The organism is Streptacidiphilus sp. MAP12-20, assembly GCF_041262525.1.
In the GTDB taxonomy this organism is placed as follows: Bacteria; Actinomycetota; Actinomycetes; order Streptomycetales; family Streptomycetaceae; genus Streptacidiphilus.
The window spans coordinates 1-20,936 of sequence record NZ_JBGCCK010000031.1 but is presented as its reverse complement, the minus strand read 5'-3'; the positions used below and the strand labels follow the sequence as shown (position 1 = coordinate 20,936).

At 69.6% G+C, this 20,936-nt stretch carries 8 protein-coding genes and 2 pseudogenes; 5 read left to right on the top strand and 5 right to left on the bottom strand.

Going from position 1 to position 20,936, the window contains the following annotated elements:
• Positions 1–227 precede the first annotated feature (227 nt).
• The 4 genes and pseudogenes from ABIA32_RS30485 to ABIA32_RS30470 form a co-directional block, all read left to right on the top strand.
• The gene (locus ABIA32_RS30485; protein ID WP_370102507.1) at positions 228–1,352 is read left to right on the top strand and encodes a hypothetical protein; all 1,125 of its coding nucleotides are present in this window, start codon (positions 228–230) and stop codon (positions 1,350–1,352) included.
• A gap of 37 nt (positions 1,353–1,389) precedes the next feature.
• Entirely contained in the window at positions 1,390–2,184 is a 795-nt protein-coding gene (locus ABIA32_RS30480) for a hypothetical protein (protein ID WP_370102505.1), read from the top strand.
• 397 nt (positions 2,185–2,581) lie between these two features.
• A pseudogene (locus ABIA32_RS30475) lies at positions 2,582–2,644 on the top strand (hypothetical protein); the annotation flags it as partial.
• 59 nt (positions 2,645–2,703) lie between these two features.
• A pseudogene (locus ABIA32_RS30470) lies at positions 2,704–3,049 on the top strand (transposase); the annotation flags it as partial.
• On the opposite strand, the gene ABIA32_RS30465 reads toward ABIA32_RS30470, so the two are convergent.
• The 5 genes from ABIA32_RS30465 to ABIA32_RS30445 all read right to left on the bottom strand — a co-directional run bounded on the left by ABIA32_RS30465 (position 3,041) and on the right by ABIA32_RS30445 (position 13,858).
• The gene (locus ABIA32_RS30465; RefSeq protein WP_370102502.1) at positions 3,041–3,364 is read right to left on the bottom strand and encodes a hypothetical protein; all 324 of its coding nucleotides are present in this window, start codon (positions 3,362–3,364) and stop codon (positions 3,041–3,043) included. The pseudogene ABIA32_RS30470 and the gene ABIA32_RS30465 overlap by 9 nt on opposite strands.
• A gap of 176 nt (positions 3,365–3,540) precedes the next feature.
• Entirely contained in the window at positions 3,541–6,516 is a 2,976-nt protein-coding gene (locus ABIA32_RS30460) for a Helicase associated domain protein (RefSeq protein WP_370102606.1), read from the bottom strand.
• A gap of 79 nt (positions 6,517–6,595) precedes the next feature.
• Complete coding sequence (locus ABIA32_RS30455; protein WP_370102499.1) at positions 6,596–6,865, bottom strand: hypothetical protein; 270 nt, start codon at positions 6,863–6,865, stop codon at positions 6,596–6,598.
• 155 nt (positions 6,866–7,020) lie between these two features.
• Positions 7,021–9,315, bottom strand: a complete 2,295-nt coding sequence (locus ABIA32_RS30450; RefSeq protein ID WP_370102496.1) for a YncE family protein — start codon at positions 9,313–9,315, stop codon at positions 7,021–7,023.
• 79 nt (positions 9,316–9,394) lie between these two features.
• Positions 9,395–13,858 carry a LamG-like jellyroll fold domain-containing protein gene (locus tag ABIA32_RS30445; RefSeq protein ID WP_370102493.1) on the bottom strand — a complete coding sequence of 1,488 codons (4,464 nt, stop codon included), beginning with the start codon at positions 13,856–13,858 and terminating at the stop codon, positions 9,395–9,397.
• Between the two features lie 386 nt (positions 13,859–14,244).
• Here ABIA32_RS30445 and ABIA32_RS30440 point away from each other — a divergent pair.
• Positions 14,245–20,936: ricin-type beta-trefoil lectin domain protein (locus tag ABIA32_RS30440; protein ID WP_370102490.1), on the top strand; the 6,692-nt coding region annotated here is incomplete at its 3' end.

Below are 20,936 nucleotides of genomic sequence, written 5' to 3'. Positions count from 1 at the left end.
TGCCAGGTCGGCCATGGTTAATCTGGATGTTGAGGCAGGCGCGCAGCCCCGGGAGCCCCACGATTCCTGACTGCCTCGACTTGATCCAGAGGGGGGAGGGCTCCGGGCTTGGCTCGCCACCGTCCGGCCGGGTGCGAGTCGTATGAGGTATGCGAACCCTGGCTCGACATGCGCCATGGATGCTCTACTGGGGCTGTGCATAAACACATGTGTACGAGCAGGAAAGCATGAAGGCCACCCTCTGCGGGGTCGTCGCAGCTCTCGTCGTCGTGTTCGCTGTCCTGGCCCTGCCCCTCTTCATCGTTGCGGAAGTGACGGGGACTGCGAACGCGCAGACCTGTACGGGAGGACTTCAATCGGTCGGCACCGGACAGCAGGGGGCCGGGACAGGCGGAAGCAGCACGGTCTTTGAGGGCACAACGAAGTCGGGCAGCGGCCAGGTCATCGTGCCTCTCAACCCTCAGGGGCCCCAGGCCGTCGCGGCGTGGAACGCGAGTCAACTGCGGAACGCGGCCACCATCACCAATGTGGCCCGGACCCGGTCACTCTCGCCGCGGGCTGCCGTCATCGCCGTGGCCGTTGCGATGCAGGAGTCCAGCCTCAACAACCTCGACTCCGGGAACCTCGACTCGGTAGGGCTCTTCCAGCAGCGCCGCAGCCAAGGCTGGGGAACTGTCGCCCAGTTGACCGACCCGGTCTACGCCTCCAACAAGTTCTACGATGCACTCGTCAAGGTTCCCGACTGGCAGACCGGCGCTCTCAGCACCGTCGCTCAGTCGGTACAACGAAGCGGCTTCCCGTACGCCTACGCCAAGTGGGAACGGGCCGCCGGCGCCGTGGTCTCGATGACCTGGGGAACGTCGGCAGTGACGTCAATCTCAACCGGATGCGCAAGCACCGGCGGGAACGATCCGGTCGCCAACTTCAACGTCAAGAACCCGCGCACAGCGGCCCGGGCCATCGCGGCTGCCCGCAAGGAGGCGGGAAGTAGAGGTTGGTACCAGAGGTGCGACAACTTCGTCGCCCAGTCCTATGGCTGGCTCTACTCCGGTTCCAATACCGCGAACGAGCACTGGCAACGACTCGTGGCTGCGGGCCTGGCCCACCCGGGGGACAACAGTCCGCCTGCCGGGGCGCTCTTGTTCTACGACAGTGGCGAGCCAGCCGGCCACGTAGCCCTGTACCTGGGCGGCGACATGGTCGCCAGCAACGACGTCTTCGACTCCTACAAGGGCGAAGGCGTGATCGCCATCGTCCACCGCTCAGATATCACCGACGGGCACTGGAGGCTCCGCTATCGGGGCTGGGCAGCGCCCAGCTTCCCCGGAGCCGGCGGAGCAGCAACGTTCTGACATCACGGGGGAGGCAACAAAGCTCATGGAGAGCTCAGTGCACGTACGCATCGCCACTGACGGAAGCTGCTTCATCGACGACGAGTTCTTCCCGGTACCGCCGGGAGCGTCCTTGAACGAGGCGGTCCTTCGACACCTCGCCCTGGAGGCCGCCGCTCTTGAGGCGCCGGTACGGGCTCTGATTCACGATGAACAGGCCGACTACACCGTTGAGGTCGAAGTTCGTCCCGACGGCGCGAGCTTGCCCATCGGTCACCCGGAGACCGCTTCCATTCCGTCGACGGTCTCCGCCAACCTGCCAGGGGACGGGCAGGATGCAGGTCAGCCATGGATCCCAAAGCGTGATTCCCAGCAACTGGCTGATCCCTCCACTACCTGGGAACCTGTGCGGCCGGACCGGCCGTATGAACCACTTGTCGAGCCTTACCGAACCCGCCTGGTGAACGTGCTGAGCCTGGCGCGGGGTGGAGATCTCGCTATGGCCAGCCGCAGCGCTGACGAGCTCATCGGCGAGCTATCCGCGATCTACGCATCCACCCACGTCTCCATGTTGGCAGCCCTGACCGTTCGCGGTGACCTGGCGCATCTCAGTGGCGACTTCCAATATGGGCTGCAGCTCTGGTCCTTCGTAGCCAGGCTGTGGGGACGGGAGCTCGGCTCCAAGCATCCAAGCACTGTGCGAGCCGCTGGTAACGCGGTTGGGTGTTGGCGGCAGCTCGGACCCGCCGACGCCGTCACAACGAGCCGGGCACTGATCGAGCTGCTCAATCAGGTTCCGATCCCGCGGGCCGAGATTGCGCATCGACTGATTGAGTCGCGAACGAAGCTGTAACACTGGATAGCTGATGTTCATTCAGGAAGGATGGGCTCCATGAATCCAATACGCGTGGGCCGCCTCGTTCTTTTCCTCCTGCCCTATGTCCTGGTGGCCGCGGGCGTCCTTGTTGCGGGCAAGGTTCACGGACAGGCCGGCGGCGGTCATGTGGCGTTCGAGGCCCTCGTCATCGCTGCGGTCGGAGTGAGCTGGGTGAGCATTCGAGGCTGGCGTACCCGCCGGGGCTCTCGGCGCTAAGGTGCCGCCTGTTGGCCAGTGGGGAGTCGGAGAGTCGCCGTCGGTTTGGCCACTTGGTTTCCTCGCCTGGACTCGATCGAGTGCACTGCGCGGCCAAAGACCTGTCTTGGCATGAGAGTTCTGAGAGGCTGGGGCATCTGAACCGCGGAGGGCCGCCATGGAGGACGAACCCCTGGACAGGTGGATCGAGCGGCGGGAGCGCCGAAAGCGAGCCGTCGGAGCGCGATGCGCGGCACCTCTGGAGGGAGGTCGGACGCGAGCGGCACACACCCGTCCGGCACCGGAGTCAGGATCCTCATTGACGTCGGCGAGGGCGGCAGCTTCCCCTTCGTCGCCCACCTCGCCGCCTACGCCAGCCTCGCCCCCGCGCCCCGCAGCTCCGGGTCATCGATCCGCGGCGAACAACCCTCCCGGCGCGGGAACAAGCAGCTCAAACGGGCCTTCTTCCTGTCCGCGTTCGCCGCCGTGGCCGACCCCGCCTCGCGGACCTACTACGACAAGGATCGCCCAGGGCAAACACCACACCCAGGCCCTGCTCTGCCTCGCCCGCCGCCGAGCCGACGTCCTGTTCGCCATGCTCCGAGACGGCACCTTCTACGAGCCCCAACTCGCCAGGTCAGGCTGACTCGCCGAGCGTCCGCCTCGCTTCGGTCCACAGCCGCTCGAACTCTGCCGCGGAAATCTCGGCGGCCTCGGGTTGGTCCTGCCAGCCCTCCATACGGCCTTCGGCGAGAACACCGAACTGCCGTTCATAGCGACTCATCGCCGCAAGATCAGCGTGATCGCGCAGATGGAGCACCTCGGCCAACGAAGCAGCCGTTGCAGGCCGTGAGTCCTGCCCTCGGACCTCGACCTGGCGCGCCGCCCAACCGCCATCGTCAGCCTCGAAGTACAGCCACAGATCCTCGTCCTCGTAGTAAGTGCGGAACCAGGTCGTCATGCCGCCATCCTCACCCATGACCTTGACCAAACCCATAGGGGCACCCCCCCGCGCGGGTTGGGACGGCGCGGCTCGATGGACTCGTCGACCACCATCCACTCGACACCCGCATGATGGTCAGGGCGCGAGCTGGAGGTCGGGCAGTCCCGGATGGCGCATGGGTGGGGCAAATCGGGTCAGCGCCCCGCCGTCGTGGTGCGCCATTTTGCGACGGTGGCGTCGGAGACGCGCATCTGGGTGCCGATCTGGCGGTGGGTGAGGTGGGTGCTGGCGGCGAGGAGGGCGGTGATGTCTGGGTAGCCGAGTTCGCGGGCGCGGGCCTGGTGGTGTTGGCGGGTATGCCAGGACTTGGTGCCGCGGGTCCAGTCCCAGCACGGGAGGGCTTCCAGGGCCTGGGCGCGGGCCGGGTGGAGTCGGCCGGTGCGGTGTTCGCGGCGCTGGTCGGCGGACCACGCACCCAGCATCAAGCCGTCCGGGGTGATCAGGTCTTCGGGGAGATCGGCTGTGCCGTGGGTGCGGGCGTGGTCGTGGAGGGCCTGCAGGTGGCGGTGCCAGTGGTCGTCGTCGCGGTAGTCGACGGGCTCGCTCCAGCTCCAGCCGGGGATCGCGTCGAGTTCAGCCCGGAGGCTGGCGGGGAGGGTGCCTGCCGTGTGCCGGGAGCGGACCACGAGGATGTTGCGGCCGAGCAGGTAGCCGTCCGCGGTGGTGTGGCTGACGGGGATCCGGGCGTGGCCCTGGTCGCGGAGGAAGGCTTCGGTGTGGGTGAGGAGTTGCCGCCATCGGTGGCCGGTGGGCAGGCTCCAGGTCCAGCCCGGGTAGGCGGCCAGTTCCGCCGCCTTCGCGAGGGGGAGCCGGCCGTCGACGAACCGCTGCCGGGCCCGCACCGCCCAAGCCCCGAGGTCGAAGCCGTCCTTAGTGACGTAGGAGTGCGGGATCGGGATCTGACCGTCGTGCTGGCTCCACTCACGGAGGGCGCGGATCGCGGCGGGCCACAGGTCTTCCTGGACGCGCCAGCGCCAACCGGGCAGGGCCTCCAGCTCGCGGATCTGCGCCTGTTTCAGCTCGCCGCGGCGGTGGCGGGTGCGGCAGGCGTGCAGCCAGCGGCCGAGCTGGTAGCCGTCCTTTGTCACCAGACCGGAGCTGATACCGGCCACGCTGCCGTGCCGGCCGGCGTAGGCGCGCAGCTCGGCCAGGCCCTGGGGCCAGCCGCGCTCCTGGCTGGGCACCCACAGCCAGCCCGGCAACGCCTCCAGCCGCTCCCGCCGCTCGCGGGTCATCACGTGGTGGCCGCTGGTGCCGTAGGCGCGCTGCTTGTCCACCCAGCGGCCCACCAGGTAGCCGCCCGGGTTGCGGTGCCGCTGCGGGACCCGGGCGTGCCCGTGCGCGGCGACGAACTCCAGCAGCGCCTCGTAACCCGCTTCCCAGCGTGCCTCTTCCGGGTCCCAGGTCCAGCCGGGCAATTGCTCCAGGTCGCGGGCGCGCCCAGGGCGCAGTTGACCGCGGCGCCGGGCGGTGCGGACCTGGCCGACCCAGACACCCAGGCGGTAGCCGGCCTCGGTGCGGTAGTCGACCGGGGGACGCGCGTCGCCATGGGCGGCGACGTAGGCCTGAAGGGCGCCGTACCCGTACTCGTAGGAATCCGAGCCGTGCTCGATCACCCGCGTGGTGAACGCGGTCAGGAACCGGGCACCGACCTCGCCGGGGAAACACACCTGGATCTGCTCCGGCAGCACCGGGGCCGGCTCCCCGCCCTCGCCGTAGCCGCCGAGACGCCGGCGCAGCACACCCAGTGCGGTGTCCAGGCGGTCGTCATGGTCGCGCAACGCGCGGACGATCTGCCACACGTGCCGAAACGCCGAATCCTCCAACACGGCCTCGCCGCTCTCACCCTCGGCCAGGTAGACCGGCACCAGGATCACCGACGGGGCGGCGCGGTCGGGACTGATCCGCAGCGCCCGCCCGACGGCCTGGGTGATGTCGATCTGGGAGCCGCGCGGGGCGATGAACGCGACGCCGTCCAGCGCGGGCACATCGATACCCTCGGCCAGCACCCGCACATTGTTCACCACCGTCCACTCCCGCGGACCGGTGTCCCGCAGCCGCTGCAGAGCGGCGGCGCGCTGCTTTCCGGGCATCGCACCGTCTAGGTGGAGCGAGGTCAGCGCGGCGACCGGCCGGCGGTCGGCGGGCAGCGCCGCCACGGTACGGGCCAGACTCCGGTGGAACGCCCGGGACTGCGCAACGCGGTTGTGGAAGGCCAGCATCCGGCGCAGGCCGAACGTAGCGGCGGCCTGGGCCAGGGCGATCTGCGCCGCGGCGGTCGCCGCCGGGAGTCTGCCCGCACCGAGCTCCGCCAGGTCCAGCTCCGAGTTGTCCAGGACCAGTTGGTGGGCCTCGCGCCCGGTCACGCCGACCACCACCAGGCGGTAGTCCTGCAGCAACCCCTGGGCGATCGCCTGCGCGAACGACAACGTGTGCAAGCGCGGCCCGTATACCTGCTCGTCGTCCATCCCCACCAGGTCCTGGTCGCGCTCGGCGCCGGTGTGGACCTTCGGAGTCGCGGTCAGGAACAGCCTGCGCGCGGCGGGGATCCTCGCGTCGTCCAGCACGACGGCGAACGCCGCCTCGCGGTCACCGGCCGTGCGGTGCGCCTCGTCACACACCACCAGATCCAACGGAGCCAGCACCCCGTCACGGTGGGCGGCGAAGGCCTCGGCTATGCGCGGCGAGGAGTGGTAGGTGCCGAACAGCACCCGCAGACCATCACCCGTGCGGTGGGGCACTGTCAGGAACGCGGCTATCCGGTCTGGGCGGGTGGTCGTCTCCAGGCCGAGCTCGGCCTCCAGCTCCGCCAGCGTCTCACCGGTCGGGCTGTCGCTGTCGCGTTCGGCCGCCTGGCCCGAACACACCGCCAGCACCGTCAAAGGCACCCCGGCGTCGGCCCGCCACGCGCGCACCGTCTGCGCGAGCAATCCTAGCGACGGGAGAAGCACCAACACCGTCCCACCCGCGCCGACCAGAGCTGTCGCGGCACGGACGGCCACCAGCGTCTTCCCGCCCCCGCACGCCATCACCACCTGGCCCCGCCCGCCGCTGGTCAGAGCGGCCGATATCGCGTCAAGGGCCTGACGCTGGTGCTCGCGAAGCTCCATCACGACGTGCCGCTCCGATCGCTGGATGTCATTTGGCTCTAGGTGCCGGTCTGTGGGGTCAGTGGGCTAGGTACCAGGTCTACCGTGAGCGCCAGAGGCGGTAAGCACCCGCCAGGATGAGTGCGACGCCCGGGAGGGACAGGAGCACGGCCCACGGGCCGGTAGGGATGCGGGCGGCCGTGGTCAGGGCGATACCCGCGCCGATGAGCATCGTGGGGATGGCTCTGCTGCGGGGCACGGGCTTGCGCCAGATCACGCCCTTAAGGATCAGCAGTCCGACGATGATCCATGCCGCCGCCACGGTGAATACGGCGCTGTAGCTGATGACGCCCGCGGTGTGGAGTGACACTTCTGCTCCGGGTGACTCGGTGATGCGATCGGATTTCCGTGAGAACAGTCGGGTGCCGGCGGGGGCGAGCAGTGGCACCCCCGCCCCCACCGGTCAGTCATGCGCTGCTACTCGTGCCAGATGTAGCCGAAGTCGGGCTGCCACCAGTCCGTGTGTCAGGGGTGGGGGTGGGTGGTGAAGTACTGCCAGGTGCCCCAGGTGTCGAGGCTGGTGGTGTCGGTGTTGTCGTGGACGTATTGCGCGGTGATGCGGTAGAGGGCGTAGTCGGGCAGGGACTTCCAGGGCAGGTATTCCTGGTAGAAGTGGCAGTCGGTCAGTGCGGCGCAGCTGACGGTCTGGACGCTGGTGTTGTGCCAGGCGCCGGAGTAGTAGCGCTGCAGCACGATCTGGAGGTGTCCGCCGGTGTGGACCGGTGCCAGGGTGGTGCGGAACAGGGGGGCCTGGGCGGGGGCGTCGCGGTAGTAGACGGTGTAGTGGTTGCTGTTGATGGTGGTGGTGCTCATGCCCAGGAGCATCTGGGTGGTGACCTGGGCCCAGTCCCAGGCGGTGCGGCTAGTGGCGGTGGCGGGGTTGGTGCGGTAGTCGCCGGCGTAGGCGGCGGTGAAGACGGTGTTCCGGGTGATCTTGTACCAGGCGCTGAAGTTGCCGTGGATGTCGGTGCTGCCGGTGGCGATCACGGTCTTGGTGCCGGCGTAGGGCTGGGCGAACAGGGTGACCTGGCGGCTGTTGTAGGTGGCGCCGAGATGGGCGGTGACGTGGGCCCAGGCGCCATAGCTGTAGGCGCCGGCGTTGGCGGTCACGCTCAGCGTGGTGTTCGCGCGTGCCACCTGCACGGTGGCGGTGGTGTTGGCGGGCAGGTAGGCGCTGCCGCCGTCGTAGCTGAAGGTGTAGGTGTTGGCGGCGCCGATGGTGGGGGTGTCGTGGAGGGTGAAGCTGCCGTCCGTGGCGACCGGCAGGGTGCCGAGCACGGTGCCGTGGGGGTGGGCCAGGTCGGTGCGCGTGACGGTCAGGGCGCCGGTGGTCAGGTGGGCGTTGCCCGGGTGGGGCCAGTTCAGGTGCCCGGTGATGGCGAGTTGGGCGCCGCGGGCGCTGGTGGTGGGTGCGGTGAGGGTGAAGTAGGGGGCGTACTTCGCCACGTCGACAGGGAAGCTCAACGTGGCCGGTGCGTGGGTCGCGTCGCCCGGGTAGTCGACGCGGTAGCTCAAGGGCCCTTGCAGGGGCGCGGTGTCGTGGATCGTGGGCCAGGACCAGCCGTTGACCGCTGAGGGCGTGTAGACGATGTCGCTTTGGGCGATGCCTCCAGGGTGGGTGGCGTCGAACCGGGTCACGTGGAGCGTGGTGCCGTCGGGGAACGGCATGCCGGAGTTGAGGCCTATGGCCACCGAGACCGGCTCACCCGGCGCGCTCGCTGACTGGTACGGCCGGAGCGCCACCGGGGCGATGTCGGGCTGGGACTGCACCTGCAGGGTGGGAGCGCCGCCGGTGCTGTCTTGGCCGACGGCGTACAGGTGGCTCTCATCGGGGGCCCAGGCCAGTCCGTGCGGGGCGAGATGATCCTGGTTAGCGGTCGCGTAGATGTTGTACTCGCCGCTGCTGTCCGCGGACAGGGTGCGGTAGGTGGTGTCGTTCAAGGCTGCGGCGACGGTGCCGTCGGGGGCCACGGCGAGGACGTTGCCGGCCAGGGGCCAGTGGTAGTGGCCGTCGGGGGTGAGGTCCGTGGTGTGGAAGCGGCCGTCCACGCCGGTGGCGGAGCCGGCGACGATGTCGTGGCCGTCGGGGGTGAGCGCGATGTCGCCGAGGTCGGGGATGGCGAGTGGCCCGTTCGCGGTCCGCGTCAGCGTGCCCGCGCTGGCGGTGTAGACCGAGACCGTGGAGGCTGCGCCGTTCTGGGCGGCGGCGACCAGCGCGGCGGACGGGCCGGGGGTGGAGGTCAGGGTCGGCGGGGTCGGCCACGGGTTCGGGTCGGCGGCCAGGGTGACGGTGCCGGAGGCGGTGAGCGAGCCGATGCCGCCGGAACCGGCCACGCCGTAGCCGAACCAGAGGCTGCCGCCCGCGTAGGCCAGCGAGTCCGGTCGGGTACCCGGGCCGGTGGGGTAACTCGCGGTCTGGGTAAGGGTGCTGGTGTCGATCGCGGTGATCTGGTCGCCGCCGGGCAGTGCGGCATACAGGGTGGTGCCGTCCGGGGACAGGGCCAGGCCGGTGGCGCCCGTCGTCTCGGGGATGGTGGTGACGGTGGCGCCCTGGAGGTCGGTGACCAGGATGCCGGACGTGCCGGTGCCGCCGCTGACGAACAGGTGGCCGTGGGCCTGGTCGACGACCAGGTGGGAGAAGTGCGCGATCGCGAGCGGCGTGCCGGTCGCGGCGGCGGAGGCGGCAGGGCCGGTGGCGCCGGTGATCGCGAGGACCAGGGCGGTGGCGCAGGCGGCCAGGGGGATGCGGGGGGATCGCATGACGCGTGGGTGCTCCGGAGTGGGAGGGGTGCCCCGACCGGAGGGTTCCGGTCGGGGCACCCGCGTGTGTGGGTTGGGGTTAGCCGAGCCAGGCGAAGGGGGTGTTGTCGCCCAGTGCTGCGGCGTCGGCGGCCGGGAGGGCGGTGTTGTAGACGTGGACGTCGGCGATCTGGCCGGGGAAGTCGGCCTGGCTGCCGGTTCCGCCGTTGTCGGAGCCGCCGATCAGGAACGGGCCGGTGGCGTTCCAGGGGCTGGGGTTGTTGCCGGTCCCGGCGAGGCGCCCGTTGATGTACAGGCTCATGTTGCCGGTGGTGGCGTCGAAGACGCCGACCAGGTGGGTCCACTGTCCGGCGGTGGGGGTGTTGCCGTTGCCGGCGGCGGGGTAGGCGGTGGCGCTGGCGCTGTCCGTGTTCGGCGAGACGAACGTCCAGCCGTGCAGGGCGGGGGAGTATTGCAGGTAGAAGGCGCAGCGGGCGCCGGTGGTGTCGCGCTGGCACAGGGCGGTGTCGTACTTGGCTGTGTCGTAGCCGGTGTTGAGCTTGACCCACGCGGAGACGGTGTAGCTGCCGCTGGTGGTGACGATTTGTCCGCTGGTGGCGGCGTAGCCGGTGGTGCCGTCCAGCTGCAGGTTGGTGCCGGTGGGGTTCGACGTGGTCAGCGACGGGTTCGCCGTCACCAGGGCGCTGTCGGTGTTCCAGGTGGCGTTGCCGTTCAGGGTGGCGCTGGTAGTGCCGGTGACCGAGTCGACGGCGGTGGTGCCGGTGCCGTCGGCGAGGTTCCACCAGTTGGTGGCGGTGTTGGTGACGGTGCCCAGGCTGAGCGGCGCTGCGAAGGTGGCGACGCCGCCGCTGGGGGCCGCGCCGGGGTATTCGGTGAGCTGTCCGGCGGCGTCGATGGTGTACAGGTCGGGGTTGCCGTCCGGGTTGCCGTTCGGGTTGGCGGTGGTGATGGGGCCGTTGACGTCGCCGGGGGAGGCGATGGTGCCGCCGTTGGGGACAGTGAGTGGCAGTACGACCGGGTCGGTCGGGGTGGGCAGGGTTCCGGTGGCGGTCAGGCCGGCCCAGTTCTGCTCGGCGTGGCCGGTTTCGCAGGTCCACAGGATCAGCTGGGTGCCCAGTGTGGCGTTGGCGCCGGGGTCGGCCAGGCAGGTTCCGGAGTTGACATTGACCAGGCTGCCGGTGCTGCCCTGGGTCCACTGCTGGTTGGTGCCGCCGTTGCAGGTCCACAGGTCGACCAGAGTGCCATTCGCGGTGCCCTTGTTGGCCGCGTCCAGGCACTTGCCGTTGATGCGAACGGTCTTGTCGGTCTGCAGAGTCCACACCTGCGCCGCGCTGTTGTTGCAGGTGTAGATGTCGACCTTGTTGCCGTCCGCGCTGCCGTTGCCGAAGTCGTCCAGGCACAGGTTGCCGGGCGGGGTGATCTTGGACTGCAGGACCGTGGTGGGGGCGTGGATCAGGGCGGGGACCTGCTCGGTGCCTCCGGCCATGAGGCCGACGCTGGTGTTCATCGTCAGCGGGAAGGTGTAGAGGGTGCCGGTGGAGTTGTCGCGGGCCCACAGGGTGGGAGTGCCGCCCTTGGTGGCGCCTGCGCTGTTGACGGTGCCGCCGACGATGCCGGGGGCGATCAGCGTGAAGCGGGACCAGTCGCCGTCTCCGAGGAGGATCGGGTTGATCAGGGCCGGGCCGCTGGTGGCCTGGTAGAGCCACAGCTGCTGGACGGTGCTGCCCGGCACGGTCTCGGCGGTGATCACGAAGCTGGAGCCGTTCTGGAACAGGTCACCGGGGGCGGTGAGCTGCTTGACGCCGGTCCAATCGGTGGCGTTGTAGCCGACCGTGGTGCCGCAGCGGGTGGTGTCGCTGGTCAGGCAAGCCTTCTTGGAGACGTCGGCGTTGTTCCCTTGGGTGAAGCCGCCCTTGGTGGCGCTGGTGTTGAGGACGTTGAGGTCGTTCTCGGCCACGTACATGTGGCCGGCGCCGGGGCCGGTCGTGCTGTGGTTGTAGGCGTACATGTCGTCGACCGCGCCGGTGAACGCGGTGCCGCGGTGGGCGAGGTAGTAGTTGGCCCAGCTGTCCTTCGTCGGGCTCTGCGCGGCCGTCGACAGCAGGGTGGGGGTGGTGCCGGGGGCGCTGCCGCCGGCGATCAGATTCAGATCGCCGGTCTTGGTGACCGCGGCCAGGTCGGGGATGCCGTCGCCGCTGAGGTCACCGGCCATGATCTTCTGGTTCGGGTTCCAGGGGGCGTAGAAGGTGTAGCTGGCCGGGACCTGGGACAGGTTGCCGGCCTTGTCGACCGCGGCGATGTAGAGCGTGTGCACGCCCCAGTTGACGACCGGCGCGGTGATGGTGGCGGTGGCCTGCGGGTCGCCGGCCGCGTCCTTGCCCGCCGCAGTCGCGTTCTGGGAGCCGTTGTTGTCGGCAGCGGTGGGCTGCCCGTCCAGCTTCCACAGGAAGTGGTCCACGCCGGAGGCGGAGCAGCCGTTGGTCGTGCCGCTGACGGGGTAGAGGGTGCAGGTGGCGGCGGGCAGCGGGTCGACGGCGCTGACCGGCAGGCTGAGCTGCGCGGTGATGCCGGCGGTGCCGGTGCCCGCGCCGCCGCCGATCCGCGGGAACGCCGTGCTGTCGGTGACGGTGGGCGTGGCGGGCGGGGTGGTGTCGAGGTTGAAGTGGCACTCCGATACCCATGCGGACGTCAGGTGCGCGGAGCTGTTGGTGACGGCCTGGACGCCCCAACCGTACTGGTGGCCGTCCTGCAGTGTGACCGGGTTGGCGACGCTGGCCGAGCCAAGGGCGGTGCCGATCGGATAGTTCCCGTTCATCAACTTGTTGTAGAGGACCTTCGGTCCGCCGCTGCCGTTGTCGCCGTTGTTGTCCCACAGGTCCAGGTTCATGCCGACGTGCTCACCGGTGATCTCGGCCTTGCTGTCGGCGTAGAAGCTGACGCCGTTGGCGCCGGCCGCGCCGATCCAGCCGACGGTGCCGTTGTTGCACGCCGCGTCCGCGGGGTTGACCGAGTTGGGGGCGGTCCGCGGGTTGGTCGGAAGGTCCGGCGGCACGTCGAACGTGGTGGTGATGCTGAGCGCGGTGGAGAACCGCAGGTAGTTGACGTTGCCGCTGGTCTGCGACTCGTCGCCGAACAGGCCGATCGTCCAGGAAGTGACGCCGGCCTTGACCAGCTTCTGCACCTGGCTGGTGACGGTGAAGACGGCGTCCTTGTTGCTGCAACTGGAGTTCGAGTTCGACCCGCTGGCTACCGTCGTGGCCACCGGCGCGTAGTTGGCGTCGTCCAGACCGGGCTGATTGTTCCAGTCAGTGCCGGAGTTGATCGACCCGGTGGTGTGCAGGGTGACCGGCTGGTTCTGCGAGCAGTTCCAGCTAGCGGCGTAGGTGTCCGGCGCGGTGATCTGCGAACTCTGCACCACCGCGGTGCTGGGTATACCGCCGAGCGGCACCTGGTAGAGGGACCGCTCCAGCCCGTTGCCGCAGCTGCCGCCCCACTGCTGGTAGCCGACGCCCTCGCCGCTGGTCTGCGGGGTGTCCCACTGCGGCGACCCGGAGCAGGTGCTGCTGGAGTACACCTCGTCATAGCCGCCGGTCGCACTGGTAATAGGGTTTGTGTACGGATCGATGTACAACGGGTAGATGGTTCCGGAACCGCCCAGCAGCGTCGCGTTCGGCGTCAGGGTCACCGCGGTGGGGGTGACGGCCATGGCGACCGGGTCCACCTTGGCGCTCGAGCCCGGGCCCGCAGCGGAGGACGTGGCGGCGCTGCCGTCGCTCGTCGTGCCGCCGGAAGGCGAGGGGGAGGGCGAGGGGGAGCTGGGGGCGCTCAAAGTCGAGGCGCTGCCCGAGGCGGTGGTGGAGGAGTCCCACATGACCGGCTTCGGGGCGGCGAAGGACAAGCTGCCGTCGGCGGCCTTCGCCGTCAGATCACCGGCCGTGTCCGTGCCGAGGGTCAGGCCCTGGGTCGAGGCGGCCAGAGTGAGCGACTTGAGGGCCGGGTTGGCGGCCGCCGTGGCGTCGTGCACGACCAGGACGTCGGAGAAGCCGCCCTGGTTTGTCACCGACGCCGACAGGTCCACGCCGGGGAGCACCGACGGATACAGCGCGGTGCTGCCGCTGACCGTCGGAGCCGGGAGGGTGAAGGGGAGGCTGTAGGAGAGCTGGTGGCCGGCCGGGTCGGTCAGCGTCGCCAGGGGGCCGGTGCCGCCGCCGGACAGCGTGACGCCGCTGGGGGTCGCGGCCGGACTGTAGCTGCCGTCGCTGTTCTTGCCCAAGGTGCCGTCGACGGGGGTCCAGGCGCCGTTCTTCTGCACCCGGACGGGCAGCGGGTTGTCGGTGGAGCTGAGCGTCCCGTCGGGGTTGGCGACCAGCTGGTGGGTCTGCGTGGTCGCGGCGGTGACGGTGACGGGCTGCCCGGTGGCGGCGGCCTGGGCCAGTGCTGTGGGGATCGGCCCGGTGGGTGTGCTCGGGTCGGCCGGTGCCGGGCTCGCGGTCGGTGACGGATCGGGGAGCGGGGTGCTGGCGTCGGCGAACGCGGGCGTCACGGAGCCGGTCAGCATGAGGGTGGCGACGGCGGATGCGAGGGCCCACCGGGGCGGTCGCCCGCGCCGTGGACTCTTTCGGACAGAAGCGGACAGCATGGGGCAGAAATTCCTCTGATAAGTCGTCAGATAAGCGGAGTGAGCTTTATCACATCTGCTTTAGGTGCAGCACTGCTGCGATGTCCGATTTGCCTCCCGAACGTGCCGTTCGCCCCCGCATGAATCGGACACTTGCGACACGCACTTGACGTTTCGGCAGGTCATAGCGCCGCGACAGGGTATGGCGCGATCGCCTGGGCATCAATAGCCTCCCGCTGATCATCTGTGCTGGATGGTCTGCGCAATCGACGGACCGTCAGAGGCCGTCGCATTTCTCAAAGGGGTTCTCGATGGGTGGCAGGCGGCGCTGGTTCGCGAGCGTGCGGCACCGGGTCTTCGGGCGTACGGCGACGACCGTGACGGCCATGGCCGCGGTGCTGGCAGTGTGCGCGCCGATGGCGGTCGCCGACGGCGTGACGGGCTACCACTTCCCCGGCGGCATCTGGAACCCCAGAACCCTGCCGGCGACGCCGGCCGTGGGCGGCCACGCCCTGACCGGCCTGCCGACGGCCACTGCGGCGAAGGGCGTGAAGGCGCTCGGCCGCTACCAGCCCCAGGCCACCGTCTGGCCCACGGCCGGAACCAGCACCGTCGCGCTCACCCGCGCACTTGCCGCGCCCACCGCGACCGCGCCCAGTCCCACTGCCTCAGCCACCGCGCGGGCCAGTGCGCACCCCTCGACCAGCGCAACTGCGGCGTCGGCCAGCGCTTCGGCCCGCAGGAGCGCGGCCGCGGCCCAGCGCGCCGGCACTGCTGGCGCGACCAGCAGCGTGCCGGTGACCGGCCCGGTCAAGGCCGGATCCCTGCCGGTGTGGGTCGGCCCCGCACCGGCCCCGCATACCGCCCACGCCAACACCGGTGGGGTGATGCCCACGCAGGTGAGGGTGCAGGTGGCGTCGCACCAACAGGCCCTGGCCGCAGGCGCGAACGGCATGCTGGTCAGCCTCGGGCGAGCGGACGGCGCGACCGGCACCGGCACGGTGCAGGTGGTCCTGGACTACTCAGCGCTGGCGAAGGCCTACGGCGGCGGCTACGGCTCCCGCCTGCAACTGTTCCAACTCCCCGCCTGCGCACTGACCACCCCCGGCGCGAAGGGCTGCAGCACCCGCACCCCGCTGGCCTTCACCAACCGCGCGACCGCGGACCAACTGGTCGCCACCCTCACCCTCGGATCCGGCAGTGCGACCGCGGGCAGCGGCACTGTCGCTTCGCGCTCTGCCGCTCGGACCGCGCTGGCTCCGATGGACACCACCTCGTCGATGACGCTGGTCGGCATCTCGTCCGGTGACGCGGGCTCGCAGGGCAACTACGCCGCGACCTCGCTCAGCCCGTCGGGGTCCTGGCAGGCGTCCGGTACCGGGGCGTTCACCTACTCCTACCCGATCGCTGTGCCTTCGGCGATCGGCGGCAACGCCCCCAGCGTCGGGTTCTCCTACGACTCGCAGGCGGTGGACGGGGAGACCTCGGCCCGCAACTCCCAGGCCTCGTGGATCGGTGACGGCTGGAACTACCAGCCGGGCTTCGTCGAGCGCACCTACCGCGGCTGCAACTCCCTGCTCGACTCGAGCGGCAACCACATCGTCAAGGGTTCGGGGGACGAGTGCTGGGGCGGCGACAACGCCACCATCTCCTTCGGCTCCCACTCCGGCACGTTGGTGTCCACCACCAAGGACACCTCGGTTCCCGGGATCGTGGCGCAGTGGAGGCTGCAGGGCGATGACGGCACCATCGTCCAGGAGCTGTCCGGCGCGCAGAACGGCCTGTACCAGGGCATCTATTACCGGGTCCTGAGCACGGATGGGTCGATCGCCTACTTCGGCTCGAACCACGCCCCCGCCACGACCGCTGAGAATGCCAGCCCGCAGACCACCCCGGGCGACTCCTCGACGAACTCGGCCTGGGGTGTCCCGGTCCTGCACCCGGTCTCCGGGGACCCCTGCTATAACTCCACGGACGACAAGGCGTCCAAGTGCTCGAGCCCTGAGGGCTGGCGCTGGAACCTGGACTTCACCGTTTCATCGACCGGCTTCGTGCAGCGCTACGACTACAGTACGGAGACCAGCTACTACGACCTGGGCGGCGGCCAGGTCGCGGCGTCCAACGGGTCGGGCACGCTGACGAAGTACACCCGCGGCGGCACCCTCGCGCAGATCTCCTACGGCTACCAGCTCGCCGACGAGCTGGCCGGCCGGACCCCGGCGGCGCAGGTGGTGTTCGCTTCCAAGCAGCGCTGCCAGACCAGCCAGAGCTTCGACTGCACCGCCGCGATCAGTTCCTCGAATGCCACCAACTGGCCGGACGTCCCCTACGACCTGAACTGCAACTCCACCGACTCGACCACGCTGCCGCAGGGCTCGACCACGGTTCCGGCCGGGGTGTGCATCACCTCCTCGCCGACGTTCTGGACCACCACCCGCCTGGACCAGGTCATCACGAAGGTCCACGTGATCGACCCGACCAGCAAGGCCGACAAGGGCCTGGTGCCGGTCGACACCTACCAGCTCGGCCAGCTGTACTCCAACGCCGGCGGCACCGTCGACCCGGTCACCGGCACCACCGTCGACGCCAAGGACGCGGGCCAGCTGCAGGCCGTGATGTGGCTGCAGTCCATCGCGCACACCGGCAACGCCGACTCCTACGACGGCGGCACCACTGCGATCACCCTGAACCAGGTCTCCTTCACCGGCACCGAGATCGACAACCGCGTCAACGACGCCAGCCCCGCCGCGCCGCCGCTGTACCGGCCCAGGATCGCCTCGATCCAGACCGAGACCGGCGAAGGCATCACCGTCGAGTACAACAGCACCCCCTGCTCCGGCCTGACCCTGTCGTTTGCCAGCGCGGACTCAAACACGCACTCGTGCTACCCGGTCTACTGGAACCCGCCGGGCAACTCCAAGCCGGTCCAGGACTGGTTCAACAAGGTCACCGTCCACCAGGTCACCGCCTCCGACCTGACCATCGCCGGGACCTACACCCCCAGCCAGACGAAGATCCCGGCCGGTTCCGCGCCGCAGGTCTCCCTCTACTCCTACGGCACCCCGGCCTGGCACCGCGACGACTCCGCGCTGACGGACGACCAGTACCGCACCTGGGACCAGTTCCGCGGCTACAACACCGTCACCGTCCAGACCGGCACCGCCCCCGACCCGATCACGCAGACCACCACCACCTATCTGCAGGGCATGGACGGCGACTACAAGTCGGACGGCACCCAGCGCTCCATCAAGGTCAGCGACTCGGTCGGAGACTCGGTCACCGACAGCAACTGGCTCGCCGGCGCCGCCCTGGAGAGCGACACCTACACCGCGGCCGGCGGCACTATCGACGCCAAGACCGTCACCCCGGTCGTCGACGTCACCCAGACCGACTCGGTGACACAGACCCCGTGGACGGACTGGAACACCACCGACAACGCCGGCCAGACCCAGCCCGCCCTGTCCACCCTCCCCCCGCTCGTGTCCTACCGGTCCAAGGACTCCACCAGCCGCACCTACACGCTGCTGAAGAACGGCGGCTGGCGCGAGAACCAGACCGTCACCACCAACGACAGCCAGGGCCGCCCCACCGCCGTCGACGCCACCGCCGACCTGACCGGAACCAGCCCCGCCGAATACTGCACCACCACCGGCTACGCCGCACCCGCCAGCGGCAGCCCGATGATGCTCATCTACCCCGACCAGACCACCAAGGTCGCCGGCTCCTGCAGCTCCCCGACCACTCTGATCTCGGACAAGCAGGTCTACTACGGCGGCGACGGCACCCTGACCAACCTGGGCACCTTCGGGCAGCTCGACACCACCGGCCAGGCCACCGGCACCCGTGCCGCCACCTCCTGCACCAGCGGCACCATGTGCTCGGGCAGCAGTGAGAACTGGCAGACCACCGGCGCGATGACCTACGACAGCGCCGGCCGGATCACCAAGGCCCTGGACGCCAAGGGCAACCCCACCACCAGCACCTTCACCCCGGCCTGGACGAGTGCGGGCAACAACACCAACCCCACCACCAGCGTCTCCACCAACTCCCAGGGCTGGACCACCACCAGCCAGCTCGACCCACTGCGCGGCCTTGCCACCGAAAACAAGGACACCAACGGCCGCGTCACCGACATCACCTACGACGCACTCGGACGACGCACCGCCGTCTGGCTGCCCGGCCGCTCCATGAGCGCCAACCCCACCTCCCCCGACACATCCTTCTCCTACTCGATCGACCCCGGCGCCGTCCCGACGGCCCCCGGCAGCACCACCGTGACCCCCGGCGCGCCCACCTCCGTCACCACCAACACGCTGCGCGACGACGGCAGCTACGCCACGTCGATCACCATCTACGACGGGATGCTGCAGCCCCGCCAGACCCAGACCACTCCGGTGGGCAGCAGCATCAACGGGCGTCTGATCAGCGACAGCTTCTACGACTCCCACGGCTGGCCGCGGGTGAGCTACAGCACGTACTCGGAGCCCACCAGTTCGCCGTCCACGACCTTGTGGGCAGCCAAGGAGACCGACGTCCCCTCCGAGTCGGCGACCGTTTACGACGGCCAGGGCCGGCCGACCAACGCGGTGCTCTACCACCAGGGCGTGGAGCAGTGGCAGACCGCCACCAGCTACCCTGGCGCGGACGAGACCGACCACAGCCAGATCCAGGACGCCAACGGCAACGTCATCACCGGCAGCGGCGGCACCTCCACCCAGAGCTTCACTAACGCGCTCGGGCAGACCACCTCCACCGTCGTCCAGAACACCGACGCCCTGGTCAAGCTGACCGGCGGCCAGATCATCCCGTCGGGCACCTCGCTCACCTCCGGCGCGGTGCGCCTGGCGATGCAGGCCGACGGCAACCTGGTCATCTACTCCCTGGCCACCGGCAAGTCCCTCTGGGCGACCGGGACCGCCAGCGCGGGTGCTTACGCACAGTTCGGGACCGACGGCAACCTGCACGTCTACAGCAGCACCGGCACCTCCCTGTGGACCTCGGGCCTGACCGCTTCCAGCGGCTCCGTGATCCAGCTGCAGAACGACGCCAACCTGGTCATCTACAACAGCGCCGGCACCTCGGTGTGGTCCAGCAACACCTGGTCGGCCAACCCCGGCGGCAACGCCACCACCAGCTACACCTACTGGCCCACCGGTCAGGTCCACACCATCGCCGACAGCGCCGGGAACACCTGGACCTACCAGTACAACCTGCTCGGCCAGAAGACCTCCCAGACCGACCCCAACACCGGCACCAGCACCTTCGGCCCCTACGACGTGCTCGGGAACCTGCAGCAGACCACCGACAGCCGCGGCCAGACCCTGTCCTACCAGTACGACTGGGACAACCGCGTCACCGGCACCTACACCGGCGCCTGGACCACCAGCCCCAGCGCGGCCAACCAGCTGACCGGATCCCTCTACGACACCCTGGTCAAGGGCTACCCGACCTCCTCCACCCGCTACGTCGGCGGCGCCAGCGGCAAGGCCTACATCCAGGCCGTGACCGGCTACAACACCGCCTACCAGCCGCTTGGTTCGACGCTCACGATCCCCGCCAGCGACGGCTTCGCGGCCGCCGGCCAGAGCGTCGCCCCCGCCAGCGGCACGGTGACCTACACCCTCGCCAGCACCTACACCCCCACCATCGGAAAGCTCGACACCACCAGCTACCAGGCCGACGGCAACCTCCCGGCCGAGACCGTCAACTACGGCTACTGGCAGACCGGCCAGCTCAACGGCTTCGGCAGCAGCATCTCCGGCGCCCCCGCCTACCTCGGCCAGACCGGCTACGACCCCTTCGGCCGCGAGACCCAGGCCAACTACCAGACCAAGGCCAGCGGCGAGCAGTTCGCCACCACCGCCCAGTACGACCAGACCACCGGCGCACTCACCCAGACCAGCGCCTCCCTCCAGACGCTCAGCCAAGCCCTGGACGTCGTCAACTACCGCTACAACCAGGCCGGCGAGATCACCGCCGTCGACGACCTGCAGAACAACACCACCCACGACACCCAGTGCTTCACCTACGGCGCCTTCCACCGCCTCACCCAGGCATGGAGCGACACCGGCGGCACCACCAGCCCCAACATCACCGACCCCACCGTCGGCGACACCGGCAGCTGCATCAACGCCACCCCGCAGACCACCAGCACGGCCCCGATCAAGACCACCTCGGTCGGCGGACCCGCCCCCTACTGGCAGTCCTACAGCTACGACCTGCTCGGCGACCGCACCGGCATGGTCAACCACGACACCACCGGCAACGCCGCCAACGACACCACCCAGACCATCGCCTACCCCGGCACCGACGGCACCACCAGCGCCGCCACCCCGAACCAGGCCACCAGCATCACCAGCACCAACCCGTCCCTGGGCAGCACCACCCAGACACCCAGCTACACCGACCCCAGCTACAGCGGCGTCAACGCCGGCAACACGATGAAGCGCACCACCAGCGGACCGCTGGCCACCGCCTTCGCCCTCTCCGGCGGCGGCAAGCTCTGCGTCGACGACGCCCAGGCGCTGACCACGCCCGAGAACAAGGTCCAGATCTACACCTGCAACAGCTGGATCTCCCAGCAGTGGACCATGGCCACCGATGGCACCGTCCAGCTCACCGGCAAGGGCGTCTGCCTCGACACCGCCGGCGACGCGGTCGCCAACGGCACCAAGGTCGTGGTCGACACCTGCGACAGCAGCAAGACCACCCAGCACTGGAAGCCCACCCCCGGCGGCAACCTCGCCAACCTGGGCACCGCCAACCTCTGCCTGGCTGACCCGGGCGCCAGCGCCACCATCAGCACCCAGCTGATCGTGTGGACCTGCGGCTCCGGCGGCCAGACCTGGACCACCCCCGGCGCCAGCCAGACCCTCGCCTCCCCACAGACCTTCACCTACGACCCCGAAGGCCGCACCAGCACCGTCACCGACTCCGCCAGCACCGGAGCCCAGGCCAGCAGCTACCTCTACGACGCCTCCGGCAAGCTCCTCGAGCAGACCAC

What these genes read in the sequence shown, in the direction of transcription:
- ABIA32_RS30485 (WP_370102507.1), top strand. Translation starts at nt 228, where the DNA reads ATGAAGGCCACCCTCTGCGGGGTCGTCGCAGCTCTCGTCGTCGTGTTC.
- ABIA32_RS30465 (WP_370102502.1), bottom strand. Translation starts at nt 3,364, where the DNA reads ATGACGACCTGGTTCCGCACTTACTACGAGGACGAGGATCTGTGGCTG.
- ABIA32_RS30460 (WP_370102606.1), bottom strand. Translation starts at nt 6,516, where the DNA reads ATGGAGCTTCGCGAGCACCAGCGTCAGGCCCTTGACGCGATATCGGCC.
- ABIA32_RS30450 (WP_370102496.1), bottom strand. Translation starts at nt 9,315, where the DNA reads ATGCGATCCCCCCGCATCCCCCTGGCCGCCTGCGCCACCGCCCTGGTC.